Source organism: Paenibacillus algorifonticola (assembly GCF_000971975.1).
Lineage (GTDB): Bacteria > Bacillota > Bacilli > Paenibacillales > Paenibacillaceae > Pristimantibacillus > Pristimantibacillus algorifonticola.
In genome coordinates this window covers 533,273-550,470 of record NZ_LAQO01000001.1, presented here as the reverse complement: position 1 = coordinate 550,470, position 17,198 = coordinate 533,273, and the positions used below count along the sequence as shown (strand labels likewise).

General features: G+C 46.4%; 23 protein-coding genes and 2 tRNA genes. 20 read left to right on the top strand and 5 right to left on the bottom strand.

The window, feature by feature from the left end; translation table 11 throughout:
- Positions 1-30: 30 nt before the first annotated feature.
- The 4 genes from mutM to WH37_RS09395 all read left to right on the top strand — a co-directional run bounded on the left by mutM (position 31) and on the right by WH37_RS09395 (position 3,022).
- A complete protein-coding gene (mutM, locus tag WH37_RS09410) occupies positions 31-888 on the top strand; it encodes a DNA-formamidopyrimidine glycosylase (protein ID WP_046230248.1) in 858 nt (285 codons plus the stop codon).
- Positions 889-1,032: 144 nt separating this feature from the next.
- Positions 1,033-1,824, top strand: coding sequence for an MntP/YtaF family protein (locus WH37_RS09405; protein ID WP_046230247.1), 792 nt, complete (start codon positions 1,033-1,035; stop codon positions 1,822-1,824).
- Positions 1,825-1,841: 17 nt separating this feature from the next.
- The gene (gene coaE / locus WH37_RS09400; protein WP_046230246.1) at positions 1,842-2,441 is read left to right on the top strand and encodes a dephospho-CoA kinase; all 600 of its coding nucleotides are present in this window, start codon (positions 1,842-1,844) and stop codon (positions 2,439-2,441) included.
- A gap of 38 nt (positions 2,442-2,479) precedes the next feature.
- Positions 2,480-3,022, top strand: a complete 543-nt coding sequence (locus WH37_RS09395; protein WP_331458039.1) for a lytic transglycosylase domain-containing protein — start codon at positions 2,480-2,482, stop codon at positions 3,020-3,022.
- A 76-nt stretch (positions 3,023-3,098) separates the two neighbouring features.
- Here the strand turns inward: WH37_RS09395 and WH37_RS09390 are convergent, their stop codons facing one another.
- Positions 3,099-3,317 (bottom strand): alpha/beta-type small acid-soluble spore protein, encoded by a 219-nt coding sequence (locus WH37_RS09390; RefSeq protein WP_046230244.1) that lies wholly within the window; start codon positions 3,315-3,317, stop codon positions 3,099-3,101.
- A 110-nt stretch (positions 3,318-3,427) separates the two neighbouring features.
- Here WH37_RS09390 and nrdR point away from each other — a divergent pair, with 110 nt between their 5' ends.
- From nrdR to WH37_RS09355, 7 genes are all read left to right on the top strand, one after another.
- Positions 3,428-3,907 (top strand): transcriptional regulator NrdR, encoded by a 480-nt coding sequence (nrdR, locus tag WH37_RS09385; RefSeq protein WP_046230243.1) that lies wholly within the window; start codon positions 3,428-3,430, stop codon positions 3,905-3,907.
- 160 nt (positions 3,908-4,067) lie between these two features.
- A complete protein-coding gene (locus tag WH37_RS09380) occupies positions 4,068-4,514 on the top strand; it encodes a GNAT family N-acetyltransferase (protein WP_046230242.1) in 447 nt (148 codons plus the stop codon).
- A gap of 144 nt (positions 4,515-4,658) precedes the next feature.
- Positions 4,659-5,291: a 3-hexulose-6-phosphate synthase gene (gene hxlA, locus WH37_RS09375; RefSeq protein ID WP_046230241.1), complete on the top strand. Its 633-nt coding sequence runs from the start codon at positions 4,659-4,661 to the stop codon at positions 5,289-5,291.
- A gap of 5 nt (positions 5,292-5,296) precedes the next feature.
- Positions 5,297-5,854, top strand: coding sequence for a 6-phospho-3-hexuloisomerase (gene hxlB / locus WH37_RS09370; RefSeq protein WP_046230240.1), 558 nt, complete (start codon positions 5,297-5,299; stop codon positions 5,852-5,854).
- A 65-nt stretch (positions 5,855-5,919) separates the two neighbouring features.
- The gene (locus WH37_RS09365) at positions 5,920-6,273 is read left to right on the top strand and encodes a winged helix-turn-helix transcriptional regulator (RefSeq protein WP_046230239.1); all 354 of its coding nucleotides are present in this window, start codon (positions 5,920-5,922) and stop codon (positions 6,271-6,273) included.
- Between the two features lie 180 nt (positions 6,274-6,453).
- Positions 6,454-6,852 carry a winged helix-turn-helix transcriptional regulator gene (locus WH37_RS09360; RefSeq protein WP_046230238.1) on the top strand — a complete coding sequence of 133 codons (399 nt, stop codon included), beginning with the start codon at positions 6,454-6,456 and terminating at the stop codon, positions 6,850-6,852.
- A gap of 238 nt (positions 6,853-7,090) precedes the next feature.
- The gene (locus WH37_RS09355; RefSeq protein WP_046230237.1) at positions 7,091-7,627 is read left to right on the top strand and encodes an NAD(P)H-dependent oxidoreductase; all 537 of its coding nucleotides are present in this window, start codon (positions 7,091-7,093) and stop codon (positions 7,625-7,627) included.
- Positions 7,628-7,721: 94 nt separating this feature from the next.
- Here WH37_RS09355 and WH37_RS09350 read toward each other — a convergent pair whose 3' ends face one another.
- Together WH37_RS09350 and WH37_RS09345 are read right to left on the bottom strand one after the other, a co-directional pair.
- On the bottom strand, positions 7,722-8,627 hold the full coding sequence (locus tag WH37_RS09350; RefSeq protein WP_046230236.1) for a nuclear transport factor 2 family protein: 906 nt from the start codon (positions 8,625-8,627) through the stop codon (positions 7,722-7,724).
- A gap of 29 nt (positions 8,628-8,656) precedes the next feature.
- Positions 8,657-9,625, bottom strand: a complete 969-nt coding sequence (locus WH37_RS09345; protein ID WP_046230235.1) for an aldo/keto reductase — start codon at positions 9,623-9,625, stop codon at positions 8,657-8,659.
- 169 nt (positions 9,626-9,794) lie between these two features.
- On the opposite strand from WH37_RS09345, the gene WH37_RS09340 reads away from it, so the two are divergent.
- Positions 9,795-10,466, top strand: coding sequence for a TetR/AcrR family transcriptional regulator (locus tag WH37_RS09340; RefSeq protein ID WP_046230234.1), 672 nt, complete (start codon positions 9,795-9,797; stop codon positions 10,464-10,466).
- Positions 10,467-10,823: 357 nt separating this feature from the next.
- On the opposite strand, the gene WH37_RS35475 is transcribed toward WH37_RS09340, so the two are convergent.
- On the bottom strand, positions 10,824-12,530 hold the full coding sequence (locus tag WH37_RS35475) for a recombinase family protein (RefSeq protein ID WP_177217918.1): 1,707 nt from the start codon (positions 12,528-12,530) through the stop codon (positions 10,824-10,826).
- A gap of 119 nt (positions 12,531-12,649) precedes the next feature.
- On the opposite strand from WH37_RS35475, the gene WH37_RS09330 reads away from it, so the two are divergent.
- Positions 12,650-12,721, top strand: a tRNA-Ala gene (locus WH37_RS09330).
- A 167-nt stretch (positions 12,722-12,888) separates the two neighbouring features.
- Here WH37_RS09330 and WH37_RS35470 read toward each other — a convergent pair.
- Positions 12,889-13,053, bottom strand: a complete 165-nt coding sequence (locus WH37_RS35470; RefSeq protein WP_156182281.1) for a hypothetical protein — start codon at positions 13,051-13,053, stop codon at positions 12,889-12,891.
- A gap of 108 nt (positions 13,054-13,161) precedes the next feature.
- Between WH37_RS35470 and WH37_RS09325 the strand changes: the two genes are divergently transcribed.
- The 7 genes from WH37_RS09325 (at position 13,162) to WH37_RS35465 (ending at position 17,113) form a co-directional block, all read left to right on the top strand.
- Positions 13,162-13,476 carry an ECF-type sigma factor gene (locus WH37_RS09325; RefSeq protein ID WP_046230233.1) on the top strand — a complete coding sequence of 105 codons (315 nt, stop codon included), beginning with the start codon at positions 13,162-13,164 and terminating at the stop codon, positions 13,474-13,476.
- Between the two features lie 185 nt (positions 13,477-13,661).
- A tRNA-Lys gene (locus tag WH37_RS09320) sits at positions 13,662-13,734 on the top strand.
- A 54-nt stretch (positions 13,735-13,788) separates the two neighbouring features.
- Positions 13,789-14,268, top strand: a complete 480-nt coding sequence (locus tag WH37_RS09315; RefSeq protein WP_046230232.1) for a hypothetical protein — start codon at positions 13,789-13,791, stop codon at positions 14,266-14,268.
- Positions 14,265-15,674 carry a polysaccharide deacetylase family protein gene (locus tag WH37_RS09310; protein ID WP_046230231.1) on the top strand — a complete coding sequence of 470 codons (1,410 nt, stop codon included), beginning with the start codon at positions 14,265-14,267 and terminating at the stop codon, positions 15,672-15,674. Before WH37_RS09315 ends, WH37_RS09310 begins: the two co-directional genes overlap by 4 nt.
- Positions 15,675-15,683: 9 nt before the next feature.
- Positions 15,684-16,148: a hypothetical protein gene (locus WH37_RS09305; protein WP_046230230.1), complete on the top strand. Its 465-nt coding sequence runs from the start codon at positions 15,684-15,686 to the stop codon at positions 16,146-16,148.
- 153 nt (positions 16,149-16,301) lie between these two features.
- Positions 16,302-16,550: a hypothetical protein gene (locus tag WH37_RS09300; RefSeq protein ID WP_046230229.1), complete on the top strand. Its 249-nt coding sequence runs from the start codon at positions 16,302-16,304 to the stop codon at positions 16,548-16,550.
- A 422-nt stretch (positions 16,551-16,972) separates the two neighbouring features.
- Positions 16,973-17,113 (top strand): hypothetical protein, encoded by a 141-nt coding sequence (locus WH37_RS35465; RefSeq protein ID WP_156182279.1) that lies wholly within the window; start codon positions 16,973-16,975, stop codon positions 17,111-17,113.
- The last annotated feature ends 85 nt before the right edge of the window (positions 17,114-17,198 follow it).

The window sequence follows — 17,198 nt, the reverse complement described above, 5'->3', positions numbered from 1 at the left end:
CAGGTATAATAGACGTTGAGGTGAGATGCAATGCCGGAACTTCCAGAGGTAGAAACGGTTAGACGAACATTAATTGAGCTTGTTGCAGGAAAAAAGATCAAATCGGTTACGGTGCGGCTGCCCCGCATCATTCAGCGTCCGGCTGTGCCGGAGCAATTTGAGGATGCGCTCGTTGGCATGACGATCGAGACAGTTGAGCGGCGCGGAAAATTTTTGCGTATCGTGATGGACGGGCTTGTGCTCGTGTCGCATTTGCGCATGGAAGGCCGCTATGGATTATTTCAAAGTGAAGAACCAATAGAGCTTCATACACATGTCCTATTCCATTTTGAAGATGGAACGGATTTAAGATATAAAGATGTCCGGCAGTTTGGCACGATGCATTTGTTCACGCCGGGAACGGAGTTTGAGCTGCCCCCGCTGAATAAGCTTGGCCTTGAGCCGCTGGAGCCTGATTTTACGCGCGATGTGCTGTTTGCCAAGCTGGCGAGGCGCCTGGCGAAAATCAAGCCGCTGCTGCTCAATCAGGAATATGTGGTGGGATTAGGCAATATCTATGTAGATGAGGCGCTGTTTCAAGCCGGCATTCATCCCGAGCGGACCGCCAGCTCGCTTGCTGCCGGAGAGTGGGATAAGCTTCATGCAGCGATTTGTTCTACGCTTGGGAAAGCGGTGGAAGCGGGAGGCTCATCCATTAAATCTTATGTAAACGGGCAAGGCGAGATGGGCATGTTTCAGCACCAGCTGCTCGTTTATGGCCGAAAGGATGAGCCTTGCCATACTTGCGGAGAAGCCATTGAGAAGTTTGTCGTTGGAGGCAGAGGCACGCATATTTGCCCTAGCTGCCAGAAGGCGCCTGGGCAAGCAGGCAAGCAAAGCACAGGCTAATAGCGAAAACTAAAGCCAGACCATCCATGATGAAGCCATTCACCCTAGGCAGGTAGCTGCATATGCTGTTTATTGTGAAGAACAATAGGCAGATGCCCTGTAGGGTGAAATCGGGGCACCTGTGTATGCAGGGAGTGACTAGGGTTGGCTTTGCATCTGGTTTCGTTGATCGTGCTCGCTTTTGCTGTGAGCGTGGACGGCTTCGGCGTTGGGATTACGTATGGCTTGCGCCGCATTCGCATCCCGTTGCTGTCTGTGCTGATTATCGCCTGCTGCTCAGGCCTGATCATTTTATTGTCCATGCAGCTTGGCAATGTTATTGCAAAATATTTGTCGCCAGGCACGGCGAGCCTGATTGGCGCCATCGTGCTGATGGGCATTGGCTGTTGGGCGCTGCTCCAGCTGCGGCGAAATCGCCATGAAAGCAAGAAGGGGGATGCGGAAAATGCGTCTGCGGCTTCTGGTAATAGCAGCCCGCTGTCAGAGAAGCGCTCAAGCCTGCCAGCTGTAGAGATTAATGCAGCGAATGCTGAGAAGGCAGCCGTATCCACAGCTTCGGCTGCCTCTGGCGAAGAGGCAGAGGCCAGCCATCCGGTGCTCGTTGTGATTGTTGAGCTCAAGCGCATTGGGCTTGTCATTCAGATTTTACGGACGCCGCAGGCTGCGGACGTTGATAAGTCGGGCACGATTTCCGCCTCTGAGGCGATTATGCTCGGCGTAGCGCTGTCGCTTGATGCATTCGGCGCGGGAATTGGGGCCGCGATGATTGGTTTGCCTGCTTTGCTGACAGCGATTGTGATCGCTGCGGCTAGCGCACTATTTTTGCTAGGGGGCATTAGCTTCGGCTTTCGCTTCTCGCATTGGAAGGGCATGCAGGCGCTGGCGGTACTGCCAGGCATTCTGCTTATTATGATTGGAATATCAAAGCTGCTGTAAAGATGAGGTGGAAGGGCATGAGGATCGGATTAACCGGCGGCATCGCTACTGGAAAAAGCACCGTTGCCCACCTATTAGTGGAGCTTGGAGCGCTGCTGGTGGATGCCGATCAGGTAGCAAGGGAAGTCGTTTTGCCAGGGGAGCCCGCTTTAGCAGCGGTCGCCTCTGCGTTCGGACAAGCTGTGTTACATAAGGACGGTACACTTGATCGGGCAGCGCTCGGCCAAATCGTATTTAATAACAAAGCGAAGCTAGGGCAGCTTGAAGCGATTTTACATCCGGCGATTAGAGCTACGATGCAGCAGCGAATGGCTGATTATGAACGGCAGCACCCAGGCAAGCTGGTCGTTGCTGATATTCCGCTGTTATATGAGACGGAGCAAGAGCATTTATACGAAGGCGTGCTCGTTGTGTACGTTCCTGAGCAAATCCAGCTGGAGCGCCTGATGGCGCGAAATAACGTAGATGAGCAGGAAGCAAGGCGGCGCATGGGACTGCAAATGGGCATGGAAGAGAAGAAGCGCAGAGCTACATGGGTCATTGATAACAGTGGATCGTTAGCGCAGACGAGGCAGCAGGTTCAGGAGTTTTGGCAGAGCAAGGTTCATACATGCTGAGGGCTAAGAGAAGAAAGGTCGCTCGGAGAAGGCTGTTTTTGCTATTATTTATTATTATTGTTGTCATTATTGTCGCTCAACCCGCATGGATGCTCAAGAAGCTCTATCCCATTGATTATAAGGCCGATATTCGGGCAAGTGCTATTAGCTATCAGGTAGATCCACATTTGGTGGCGGCCATTATAAAGGCGGAGACGAATTTCCAGACGGGTAAAGTTTCGAAGAAGGGTGCGCTCGGACTTATGCAAATTATGCCGACCACCGCCAAATGGATTGTCGAGAAGGCAGGCTTCGAGCAGGTTACAGAGGAGACGCTGCGCAATCGCGCTGACGTGAGCATCGAGCTGGGAGTATGGTATTTGGCTTCGCTGCACAAACAATTTGACGAAAATAATATCGTTGTCATTGCTGCCTATAATGCAGGACCAGGCAAAGTCCGGCAATGGCTCGATTCGGGGGAATGGGACGGCACGTTTGAAGAAGCCGCTAAAATTCCATATAAAGAAACACGCGATTATGTACAAAAGGTCGTGAAGTATTATAATAAGTACAAAGACTTGTATCCGGAACTTGAACCGTAAACAGGAAGAAGCTTTGGCTGCTCGTCACTTCAGGACTTAAGCAGCCAAAGCTGTCTGTTATTACAAGAGCTATTTATTAATGGGAGCCCCCTGCAAGGGATTGCTCAGCGATTTGTACCAGGCGGCGGGTAATGTACCCTCCGATGGAACCAGCGTCCTTTGTAGCCATGTTACCGTAGTAACCGTCTTGTGGAATCGCGATTCCAAGCTCTTGAGCAACCTCGAATTTCATTTGGTCGAGAGCTGCTGTCGCTTGTGGTACAACCAGTTGGTTGCTGCTGCGGTTTGCGCTCATGTGTGTTCACCTCCTCGCGGTTGGTAAAAGTATTATGTGCGAAAATCCGAACTTCATTACAGGAATTGTATGGTAATTTTTAGGGAGAGCTTAGAAGGGAGGAAAAGAGAATGAAATGTCCATATTGCGATTACTCTGGAACGAAGGTGCTGGACTCGCGACCTGCTAATGAGAACAAGTCCATCCGTCGCCGCCGGGAATGTGAGAAATGCAAAAGCCGCTTCACGACGTTCGAGATGATTGAGGAAACGCCGCTGGTCGTCATCAAAAAGGATGGCAGCCGCGAAGAGTTCAGCCGTGATAAAATTTTGCGTGGTTTAATCCGCGCTTGCGAGAAGCGCCCAGTTCCCGCTGAAAGGCTGGAGGTAGTTGTCTCCGAGGTGGAGAAGGAGCTGCGCACAACTGCACACGCTGAGGTGGAGAGCCGTGTCATTGGCGAGCTGGTGATGGGACAGCTGTATCCAGTCGATGAAGTAGCCTATGTCCGTTTTGCTTCTGTATATCGGCAGTTCAAGGACATCGATATGTTCATGAAGGAGCTCAGCAGCCTGCTGTCAAAGGACAGCTCACCGAATGGAATGAAAGATTAAATCGAATGCTGCATCCGATTTAATTGGATGAATAGGCAGGAGGAAACAGCGCCAATCAAGGCGTTGTTTTTTTGCGTTAGAACGCATTTCACAATAGTACTATTGAATATAAAAACATTTAAATGTATAATTATTCATTGATGAAAGGGAGGCTTTTTATATGTCATTTAACATTAGGCTGGCGGAAAATAAGGATATCAGCAGCTTGACCGAATTAATGCACGACTATATCGTAGGATTTTATCAAAACCCTTGGCCGGGCACGCCAGAAATTCATAAATTGATTGAGCAGCTGCTGGAGAAACAAAACGGTATCCAGTTTATTGTAGAGAAGGAGCAGCAGTTGATTGGCTTCGCTACTTTATATTTTACGATTAGTACAATGAAAGCAGCTCGGATTACGCTGATGAATGATTTTTTTGTGCTGGAGCCGTACCGGGATACGGAAGTGGAAGAAGAGCTATTTTTGACATGCAGAACGTACACACAGGAGCAAGGCTTTGCTCATATGTTCTGGATAACGGCCCCGCAAAATAAGCGGGCTCAACATTTTTTTGCTAAAATGGACGCGGTTCAAGGCAACTGGATGAACTATTCCATTGTCTAGAAGGCTTGATAAATCACAATAGTATCCTTCAAGTAACTACACCACTTTCAAGTGCGTACTTCCTCAAATGTCGGAAAGGGGCTAGACTAGAGCCTGTAGCAAGATTAACATTTTCCAACATTTGATGAAGGAGTGTGCGTATACATGGAATTGCAATTGGCGCTAGATTTGGTGAACATTGAGGAAGCAAAGGTTTTGGTCAAAGAGGTCGAGTCGTTTATCGATATCGTTGAAATCGGAACACCTATCGTCATTAACGAGGGTCTGCATGCCGTAAAAGCCATTAAAGAAGCTTTCCCTAACCTCAAAGTGCTGGCCGATCTGAAAATTATGGACGCTGGCGGCTATGAAGTGATGAAAGCTTCCGAAGCGGGTGCTGACATCATTACGGTTCTTGGTGTTTCTGACGATTCCACCATTAGAGGCGCGGTTGAAGAAGCACGCAAGCAAGGCAATAAAATTATGGTCGATATGATCAATGTGAAAAATATTGAAACCCGTGCAGCGGAAATTGATGCGCTTGGGGTAGACTATATTTGTGTCCATTCCGGCTATGATCACCAGGCTGAAGGCAAAAACTCCTTCGAAGAGCTGGCGGCGATCAAGCGTGTTGTAAAACAAGCAAAAACAGCAATCGCAGGCGGCATCAAAATCGATACGCTGCAAGAGGTTATCTCGGCGAAGCCTGATCTTGTTATCGTAGGCGGCGGTATTACGGGTGCTGAAAATAAATCCGCAACTGCATCGCAAATGCAGCAGTGGATCAAACAGGCCTAAAGCTGATGCGTATCAGTCAGCTTGCAGGAGAAATCGTACAGGAGCTGGAGCGGCTGACTCAGCTCATTCCGGATGAGGCCGCAGGCGAGCTGGCAGATGCGATTATGCGCGCTCCGCGTGTTTTCGTCTCAGGCGCCGGGCGTTCTGGCCTGATGGGCAAAGCTTTTGCCATGCGGCTTGTGCATATGGGCTTTGACGCTTATGTGGCTGGCGAGACGGTGACGCGTGCACTGGGCAAAGACGACGTACTCGTGCTAGGCTCAGGCTCCGGCGGGACGAGCAGCCTCATTGCGATGGCACAAAAGGCGGCGGCGCTCGGCGGCAAGCTGGCCGTCATTACGACGAACCCAGAGTCGGCGCTTGGACGTGTGGCGCATATCGTCGTACCGCTGCAGGCTGCGGCGAAGGAAGAGCAGGATGGTGCCAAGCAGACCGTGCAGCCGATGGCTTCTCTTTTTGAGCAGGGTCTCCTTATATTCTATGATGCGGTTATCTTAAGCTTGATGGAGAAGAAGGGCCTTAGCGGCAATACGATGTACAGCAATCACGCAAATCTGGAGTAGCAGGTGGCGGGCAGCATGGCTGGAAGCTGCTTCATCATGTATACTGGGAAGGAGGGGGAATGGTTATGGCTCAGGAATTAAAGGAACGTATTAATTTACGTGAAATCAACTGCGAGAAGGAGCTTACGCTGGCCGTCATTGGGGGCAAGTGGAAGCTGATTATATTATGGCATCTTGGTCTAGAAGGAACAAAACGTTTCAGTGAGCTGAAGAAAATGATTCCCCACATCACCCAGAAAATGCTGACGAATCAGCTCCGCGAGCTGGAGGAGGATTTGCTGGTTGAGCGCAAAGTGTATGCGGAGGTTCCGCCGCGAGTGGAATATACGTTAACAGCTTACGGCGAAAGCCTGATGCCCGTGCTGCGCATGATGTATGATTGGGGCAAAAACTACGGCGAGGAAGTCGTATGGAAATAGCAGCTTTAGAGCCGAAATAGGCTGGGATTAGGGGCAGATGATGCTTCTGGTTTCGGCCTTTTTTTGTATTGAATTCTCCTCATATGCTGATATGTTTACAATACTGATCATAAATAATATACTAACAAAATAAAAGTACGCACTTATTCGTATAATACTTACCAGAAGGGAAGTAGAGATATGACATCCTCTAAAGCTGTATATGAACTGAATGGAAAAAAATATCATTGTCCTATCGAGCTTTCTGTTTCCCTGTTTGCCGGCAAATGGAAAATAAGCATCCTCTATAAGCTGATGGAAGGAAAGAAGCGATATGGGGAGCTCAAAAAGTTGATCGATGGCGTTAATCATAAAATGCTTGCTGAACAATTACGTGATCTGGAGGAAGTGGGTATCATCAAAAGACAGGTTTATCCGGTTGTTCCCCCAAAGGTTGAATACGAATTAACCACTCTTGGCGAGGGGTTAATTCCAGCAATCGAGCATTTGCAGCAATGGGGTAAACAATTCCGATTGACGGATATGACCGAAGCTGAGCCTGTTTCAGAAGGGCTGAAGGAACTGGCAGAACAGCCATAATAGATTCGATACTTTGATAGGCTCCCTTTATGGAAGACAGGTGAAATGATATAACCTGCTACTGTGAGGGGGCTTTTTTCTATTGAAAAATACCCATTGCATTCATGAAACACTTTCCTTTTGGTTAGTATTGACCTAAAAAGTGCGTACTTACTTTTGATAAGTTAGTTGTATATGATTAGAAATGTAATCGGCTCACATAAGTGAGAAAATAAAATACAGTATTGGAGTGATTTAAATGAAAACCTTAGTTATTGTGACCCACCCGGACCTATTGTCATCCCGTATAAATAAAGCGTGGATTAATGAATTGCGGAAGCACGACAATATTACCATTCATTCGTTGTATGAGGAATATCCCGCTGAAGAGATTGATACGGCCCGTGAGCAATCGCTTCTGAAGGCGCATGATCGTATCATTTTTCAATACCCGCTGTATTGGTACAGCTCTCCACCATTGCTAAAGAAATGGTTTGATGCCGTACTCCAACACGGTTGGGCTTACGGCGAGGGCGGCGATAACATGCAAGGCAAAGAAATAGGGGTAGCCATCTCAACGGGCGGATCGTTACAATCTTATGAGCCTGAAGGCGCCAATCGGTTCACTATCCGGGAACTCATGAGGCCAGTTGAAGCACTTGCTCATTTTATCGGTGCATCCTACTTGCCGCCTTTCACGCTCGGCGATATATTCCATGTTACCGAAGAGCAATTAGAGCAGAGCAAAATGGCTTACGTAAATCATATTACAACCGTTGCAGCTGTAGCTAAATAAAGAAAGTGTCGGTTTGGTGGAGCGTGGGGGGATGTCCGAATTCTGATCTAATGGTTGACGCAGCGCATTCTGGTGTGGAGTTTTAGCGGTAGCATCAGACGCCGTGCTCCTCCGCATGCGCTCCGTCCGCGCGGACTGAACCCCTGACCTCATCGCTGCTAGTGGAGCGATATGCCTCAACTTGATGAACCCGATATTCTACCATTTGCGGGTAACGTTTTCCCGTATCGATGACCTTCCATTCATGGCGTGTTTTAGAAATCATTCTGGTACCATTTGTTAGAAGGCCTTGCCAAATCAAATCAGCTGTTACACTGGAATGGGATTCGTCTATCGGTGTTATGGTTAAACTTTCAACAGTATGGCTGCTTTTATTAATTTGCTTCGCAAACTGCTGGATATACTGCTTCCAGGCAGAAAAAGTGGTCATAGGTTGTTTGCTTGCGGTGCCGTGTAGCTGAACATTCTCCGCCAAAAGCTCCTCAAAACCATCCTCTTGGAAAGTTTCAAACAAAGAGAGCCACCGATAAAACAATGCACTCACACGATTTTCTCGGTAAGCATTTATAAATAAAGGCTCCTCTAAGGCAGACATCGGTGTAATGATAATTTCATTAAATTTGGCAGTCGTTATATTCTCATAAACAACGGTTGCATCATAATGCAGATTATAGCTGACTAACGTTCCATCCGATTTTTGATTCTGGTAAATAATATCCAGCTTAGCCTCGGATTTGCTGTTTCCAGTAGCTTCAATAAAGAATTTTTCAATGCGATGTGAATTCCTTTCATCCTTGGGGAGATCGTTAAGTCGGAGCAAAGCCTCTTGCCATCCCGCTATAGTTGAATTACGTCCCTTGTTAATTAGGCTAATATCTTCGGTTAGAATCTCTTTTAAATCCTCTGCATTTTGATGATTGTTCTCATAAAACGCATACCAACGATGAGCAATAGCGCGAGCAGCATGTGTTTTTGCGGTTTCCTGAAATGGTTGCTGCATTGTTTTCTCCTCCTCTATTTATTTAATGTTTAATAACGGCTTCCGAAGGTACTGCCGACAGGTGCAATTTCATTCAATCTGGATAACTCTTCAGGTGTTAAACGGATGGATAAAGCGGCCACATTTTGTTGCAAATACTTCACTCTCTTTGTACCCGGAATCGGAACAATATCGTTACCTTGTGCGGTTACCCATGCCAGCGCGACTTGGGCGGGTGCAACTCCTTTTTGCTGAGCGAGCTGCTGAATCCCATGGACGATATTAATATTTTGTTCGAAAGCCTCTTCAGAAAACCGGGGGTTATACATGCGCCAGTCGCCTTGTGTCAGTTGGCTTCGACTTGAGATGGTTCCCGTCAAAAATCCTCTTCCTAGCGGGCTGTAGGGGACAAATCCAACCCCCAATTTTCTGCAAGCATTCAATAGACCCCGTTCAGGCTCTCTGGACCATAAAGAATATTCCGTTTGAACAGCTGTAATGGGAAAGACAGCGTGAGCATCGGCCAATTGTTGAGGGGTTACTTCTGAAAGACCCAAATAGCGGACCTTTCCTTCTTTCACCAGCTCAGCCATGGCTCCAACCGTCTCTGTAATCGGAACATCAGGATCTGCCCTATGCAAGTAATATAGATCGATATAGTCCGTGCCTAAGCGATGCAAACTAGCCTCACAGGCTTGCTTCACATATTGCGGCTTTCCATTGTATCCTAGATGCTGTGTTTTATTGCGTATGGAGCCAAATTTCGTGGCGATCTGCACGGCTTGACGGTGCTGCCTTAACCCTTTACCAACTAATTTTTCATTCGCACCGATGCCATCCTCGTCATAACCGTAAATATCCGCAGTATCAAAAAACGTAATTCCTAATTCTAGAGCGTGGTTCAACGTGCTTAAAGACTCTAACTCATCCGTTTCCCCATAAAATTCGGACATTCCCATACATCCTAATCCCAAACGGGATACTTGCAGTCCTTGATTACCCAATGCCAAAGTTTCCATGGTGTTCAAGCCTCCTTTTTATTTTTAAATTTCATGAAAATAACAATACCACGCAAAATGCCAAGAAGTAAACTAAATAATCAAAAAAAGTTCAAATAGTATAAAATGTTCGTATTTTTGAGTAATTGAGTTATAATTCTAGGTATGAAGAAATAGGAGGCTTTACCCCATGGATACGAAATCCCAGGCATTGGATAAGAGAAATAAAACGATCCAAAAGCTTATTATAAAGATAATACCCGTGATTCAAAAAAACGGATTTTCTACGCTGAAAATGGATGATGCAGCTAAGTATATGGATATTAGCAAGGCGACAATGTATAAGTATTTTGCTTCCAAGGATGAGATTATTGATGCGATTGTAGGTCGTTACGTGGACTATATTTCGGAAATGGTGCAGGATTGGTCCCTGACCGATAATATGTCCTATGTCAAATCCTTTGATAAAGTGTTTCAGCAGTCTTTGCTTATGGCGGTTTACTTGTCCGATATTTTCTTGCAGGAGTTAGGAAACCTGTATCCACACTTATATGATAGGCTTTCAAATGAGGTTGAGGTACGCAATGAACAGGTGAGGGAGTTTTTTGATTTGGGGATGAAAAATGATGTGTTTCAGCGTCTGAATCCCGTTATTCTCCTCATTCAAATGGACACGATGCTCAGGAAAATGATTGATCCCAAGCTGCTGATGCTCCATCATTTGTCGTTGAAACAGGCATTATCCGATTATTACCAAGTCATGAGACACCAAATAATGAAGTCTGAATTCATTAACATAGAAAATAGTTCTGAGATGGATTTATTTTTGAATCAAATGGTTCAAAAATTATCGAGGCAATAGGGAAGGGAGGCTCCGCGCGCGGACTGAGCCCCGGGGTTCGCCCCCGGCATTATATATGAAAAAAACGCCACCAATGTTATGTGGTGACGTTTTTTGGTATGGAGCCTAGGGGATTTGACTCGTCTAACTCGCAAATCCATCATGGGATGTCCGAATCTTTGATTAAATAGCTGACGAAGCGGACTCGGGTGAGGACTTTTAGAGGTAGATTCAGACGCCGTGCTCCTCCGCATTCGCTCCGTGCGCGCGGACTGAACCCCCGGGGTTCGCCCCCGGCATTCCATATAAAAGAAACGCCACCACATTATGTGGTGGCGTTTCTTTTATATGGAGCCTAGGGGGATCGAACCCCTGACCTCATCGCTGCCAGCGATGCGCTCTCCCGAGTGTGTCTGTTTCACTACCATTTATCGAATTGCAGAATTGCGTGATATGCAGCTTCACGGTAATATCAATATCACCCTTTTTAACAATAACTCGATCAATCATGGCCGCTAGCAGCATCTTCTTTTTTTCTAGCGGGGCTGAATCAAATACTTCTTTCCATGATGGAATAGTTTTTCTTAATAATTCCATCTCGCTTGTCTCTATTTTCTTTGCTAATAGTTTATCCTCAATTTTAGCTATAGATAAGGTTAATTCGTTTAGTTCATTGTTTTTCTGATCCATCAATGCGTTTAGCAGATCAGGTTTAAACGAGCTTTGTCCCATTATGGATTTAGTGACTTCTGCAGTCAGAGCTTCCAACTCACTCTGCTTCTGAATGAGTTCACTTTGAAATTTCTTTAATTCTTTCATGTCGCTGCTAACGTTTTTCTTGAGAAATGAATTAATCTCTTTTGCAAAATCAACTTGTTTGAGCTGCTCTAAATACTGGTCAATTTCATCTAGCACCACTGTTTCTATTTTGCTTTGAGCATAGAGCGTTTGACCGACGCAATCCTTGCCGCTCGCCTTGCCACTACATCTATATTTTGGAGCCTTCCACACTTGCATTGTTCCATTCGCCAGTTTATATTTTTTTTGATTATATGTTGTTGTTAAGGGGGCGCCGCAATAACCGCAATTGACCATGCCGACAAGCAGCAAGGGGCTCTTACTTGTATTAATATGATATCCGCGTTCAACCGTGGATTTCTTTTTAGGCGCTCTCATTCCCCTCTGTAATTGCAAGCGATCCCAGCGCTCCTCCTGAATAATAACCAGTTCAGGAATTTGTTTCTTTGATTCAACCCAGTCCTCAGGTTTTTGCATTGTGAAGACTCCCATTTCACTTCTTCTTTTCCCGTATGCAGGATACCCTTTATAAAGCGGATTGCTTAGGATGAAATTGATTGCTCTGGCCGTCCATTCACCGCCTGTTGGCGAAGGTATGAACGGGTTTCTTTCTAAATTCATTAACTTGGCAATTCTTTTTCCGCCTAATCCATTCTCGCCGTAGCCATATAGTTCGTCAACAATTTCAGATTGCTCCGGTAAAATTTCTCGTTTGAATACTTCTTTGCCTTTCTTATTGAATTTTCCTGATGGAACTAGCTTATACCCATATCCCGCAGTTCCGCCTCTAAACAAACCATCTTCGGCCATTTGCTCATGATTTTCGTTTACGCGCATCGAGGTTTTCTTACTCTCGCCACTTGACTGCCAAAAGCGAATATAATTAGTTAAATCATCAGTGTGGTCCTCGAATTTTTGCTGGCCCTCCAGTACAGACCACATTTCAATCCCTTGTTTGACGAACCACTTTAAAACGAAGGGGGTTTCATCCTCTTTCCTTCCCAACCTGTCAAACATAAATACTAGCAATACATCATATAGGCCTTTTTCTGCATCACTCTTAGCCTCTTGGAGTACGTCCCGCTTGCTGGCGGAAACCCGGAACCCCGAGACTGCTCCTTCTATGTATTCTTTCACAAAAACCCACTCGGGTTTGCTTTGGATAAAATCGGAACAAGCTCGCCGTTGCATAGGTATCTCGTCATCAGTAAGCTGCTTTTTGCTCGACACTCTATATAGGCATGCAACGCGTAATTGTTTAAATGAATTCTTATTTATCGCTCCCATGGATACGACCTCCGGTTGTGTCTGTTTCACTACCATGAAATCATATCAGTTATTTCAGAAAAAAGTAATCTTGTATTTTTTAATTCAAAAATGTATACTAAATAAAGTTGTTTCAATCTGGGGCGTTAGTTCAGTGGGAGAACGCTTCGCTGGCAGCGAAGAGGTCAGGGGTTCGACCCCCCTACGCTCCATATATCAAAAAAGGTCCTTCTTAATTGAAGGGCCTTTTTTTTGTTTAAATACTTATTTCAAGCATTTGTTAGTAATGGTTCATTAATGGAAATTTAAAGTCAAAAGTGCTAATTCTTGTCATGTGAATGCCACCTATAGATAGAGAGATAAAGAGCAGCACCCGACACTAACCGATACCCATTCCGCGCAGCGCAAGGGTAGGACAAGCGGGCAGACTGCTCTTTTCTTTGCTCAGACGCTCACAATCGCCCGCAAGCGGATTATAGCCGTTGATCCTCAGCAAGTCAGCGGCGAAGTTTCGTTCTCCGTAAATCGCGATTGTGGGCGTCAAACAGCTTACCCGTACTGCCGGATAGCAACCGGATACTGCATGAGGAGGCGAGAGCCTTCATTCAGGTAACACGACTTTACGGGACATCATTAGGAAGGCGGTAGGCAGTTGAAAACGGAAACTGAAATTATCAAGGAGCTGAAAGGCTACAAGATATTGGCTCACAAAGTAAATAGGCTTTCGCTTTCAACGCCGTGCTCTTCTGAAACTCGAAATTTAACAAAGCTGAAATCGCAGATTGACGAAGCTATCCAAGGCATGGAGTCGTTGTTCCCTGATTACGCCAAACTTCTCCGACTGCGCTATATAGATGGAAAGAAAGCTGATTTCGTGGCTGACAGCCTACATGTGTGTGATAGGACATTCAGGCGTTGGAAGCAGCAAGCTTTAGGACGATATGCCGACCTGCGTTGTATTGGATGATTAACCATATCGTTGAACTCAACGGAATGGCACATAAGCAACGAACACGCCGTTTCTGGAGCTGCTGGGTCTGACATAGCCCCCAGCTCTTTGCCCCCCCCTTTTCGCGCCGCGATCCCAGCGGCTAAGATACGGCTCGGGAGCGCATCCGACGAGCGTTGATAATCGTCGGGCTTATATAACACACTCCTTTAACTCAGTGGTTAGAGTTCGGTTTTTTTACAGCCGCGGTCGCTGGTTCGAGTCCAGTAAGGAGTATATATTTTACAGCGAGCCTTCGGGCTATTTTTTATATAGAGAGGAGTTAAAAAGGTGACTTTCACTTTTCCCGAGGATACAAAAAAACGTGCTGGAGCCGTTAGATTAACTCCTGACGGCCAAGAATATTATGTCCCAACTGTATTATTTATGCCGGACGGCGAAACGCCTGTTGATTTCGGGGGCGCTCAGCCGCCAGTAGACGTTGTACTGCAGGATAATTCAGATCAAATTGGCGGCGGGACGTCATATGCTCCATCAGATGGTAATGCAGTTTTGACTTTTTCGGTGCGCGGTACTAGCACGGCGAGAGAGATTAATTTCGAGACTGCGGATGCATCCGGTGTATACATGGCTTGTACGGCATATAGCCTCACAAATCCGACGATATTCGGGCCGACAACAACGGACGGCGACGACACGGCTCCGACTTTTTGGCAGGTGCAAGTTCCTGCGGGGTGGTCATTTCGCGCCAGTATTTCGGCCGTTTCGGGAGGAAACGTAACGGCCGAAGGCAAGGCGGTGATTGGGTGAGCATTGATTTTATTGCTCGGGCGATGGCCGCAGCGGCGTTGGGAAAAGAACTTCAGGAGATTTACGGACAATCGGATGCACTTATCCGGTCCCGTCTGGAAGAATCAAACCGGGCGCATGGCGGCGTAATCGGCACCAACGGAAAAGGTGCGGTCGCCCTTACATTTGACGATAGCCCGAATTTCATCAAATCCAACATGCTGCCGGAGTTGACAAGCAGAAATTTTCCTTTTTCGCTTGGCCTAATCGCTGACCCAAATAACCCGAATAATAGCAACATTACTAATGGGATGGATCCGAATAATCCGGGCGACCTCCAGCGTTGGAGTTGGCGCTATGGCATGGAGCTTTGGAGCCATTCCATGACCCACACGACGCCGAATACAGAGGCCGATCTGCAAGTGGAAATTGTTGACTCTAAGGCGTTGATTGAGCAATTATACGGACTTAAGGTAGCGGGATTTATTCAGCCTGGTGTTACGCCGTCTGGCTTGTATAACAATCTGGACAAGGACAAGGAGATAACAAACTTCTTTTCGCCGGCCGGTCGGATGCTACGGGAAACATACGCGCATTATTCTGCGTACATCGGTAGTATCTTGCGGAGGATTCCGACGGGGTCTTTATTCGGTGCTTCACGCATGACGGTGAGCCCGCTGCCAGTTGGACAGACAAGCGCGCAACACCGCGCCAATGTAATCGCGCAAATCAATCTGTGTGCTGCACTCAAATACGGACTTGCCTTACTGATACATCCGCAATGGATAGATTATAACAATACAAGCTTCAGTAACTACATGAATTTATCTGATCTGCAATTGATTTACGATGCAATCAAGACAAATCGCGACAATGAACAACTTGAGGTGCTGACATTGAGCGGGCTTGAGTTTGCGGACCCGTACACAACGCGCCGCGCCGATCTGGCCGCCGAAAACGGAATTGGATTCGCCGGCATTTCGCAAGGGAGCCCAGGATTTTGGTCATTGACCACCGTTTGGAGCGACAAGACATTTCCGGCGGTTGGGCATTGGGGTACGCCGTCGATGCTCCAAGACAATAGTCAGAGCAACAGCGGAACGAACGCACTTCGCGGACAACTAAGTAATTTGTTCGCGTTTCCGGGCGAAACATTTGAATTTTCCTGCAAAGTTCGCTCGACCGGGGCAACCGCGCAGTCCATACGCCTTATTTTGACCGCTCAGAACGGCGCTTTTATCAGCATCCAGTCCGGCGGTTCATGGGGGGCTATAATGGCTCCTACTGGAGATGGTATGACGGTTCGTCTACCCTTTACGATGCCGAAGGACACAACCTGGTTACGCGTGGAGATCGGACGCGGGCAAGGCGCAGCAGGTTCGGGCAACGGTTTAGAGTGGGCGGATATAAAAATAAAAAGGATATGAGGTGAGCGTATGCGCGGTAATCTAGCTCTAACAGAGGCGGCGGGCGATGACAGTCTTGTTATGGGCTGCATCCGGCTTAGCGGGAGCATCGCGCTCACCTTGTGTCTAAGAGGTGACACTACCGTGGCCGAGAAAAATCAAAATTTTTCAATGTTCGCAGGCGAATCGAAAAAGGTCATTGTATCGGTTACGGGTTGCGGCGGCACACCAGCGAACATTGAAGGCTCGAACGTACAGTGGGTGCTAAAGGAAAACCGCTGGACTGTCGGCAACCTTGTTGATAAGGAACTTAATAACGGCATCGAGGTATCTGATAACACACCGGGACAATTCACCTTATTCCTCGAGCCCGAAGATACCGAAGGATTAAGCGGACTGTATTACCATGCCGCAGAAATAACGGACTTATCGGGTAATATCTCGACGGTTTTTGTCGGGTATATAACAATAACTGAGGATGGGGTAAGGATCTGAGCAGAATATCGTAAAGATTTAGTGTTCCAAGTCCTGTTCCGCGTGTGCCTGAAATCCCTTATACAGCAAGGGCTCAAGGTGTTCCAAGTTCCGTTCCAAGTTGGTCATTTGAATGGTTGATTGATCTAATTAATGGTGAGAGATGGTGAATAAGTGGATCTTTATGTCGTAGCAGCAGACATCGAACAAGTTAAACGAATTTGGCCGAGTATCAAACATCGTTATATCAACCATTCCGAATACAGAAAAATTAATTTTACGGGTGTGAAATGCGCATGGAGCGGTTTGTCTCCGAAGAAAACAAAGATTTTGTTGTGCGGGGAATATTGGAGGAATCCTTCTCTTGAAACAGATAATTTCAAGCGTGTTCTCGAAAAAGCAGCAGGTGTTTTTATTGAATGAAGATCACTATTGACATGAGTCTGAGTATATATGTATAATGATCTCGACCTTATACGCTCTAAAGTTACAAAGCTCGTATGCTTTTAAGATCTTTAATACGTGCTCGCACGTTAGGCGTGAGCTATAGCGCACACGCTGCACTTGATCTTTAATTTTTAAGCGAATTGAGAGATCATTTAAAATATACGGTCAGGCCGCGGTTTATTCAGCGGATGACCCGGGTGAATGCCGTTAGGCAGAGGGCGAGGAGCCCTTTTTTCTTTCTCCATTTTTCTTTAAGGTGTTTCTTTAAAAACCGTCGATGTAGAATACGTGCTCTAAAGTATATAGAGGGGTACAATAAGACCCCTCAAGATAAACATTGGACAACATGAATGACTTTGATAAGATGGATGACGCCAACATAAGGAGGCTTCGTTAGATTGGATAAATGGGAGTCGTTGAAAAACTTCATTGATCTTGAATTGAAAGATGCAAGAGATAATCATGAATCGATTTTGGAAAAACAATTGGAATCAATATTAGCGCATATGGAAGAACTAGATGAACCATGCAAAAAGTAATAATGGTGAAGATAATGAGATCATTGCGACAATATAGTTTATACGATTAATGAGTCACTTCAAAAGAAGTGGCTTTTTTGTTTGT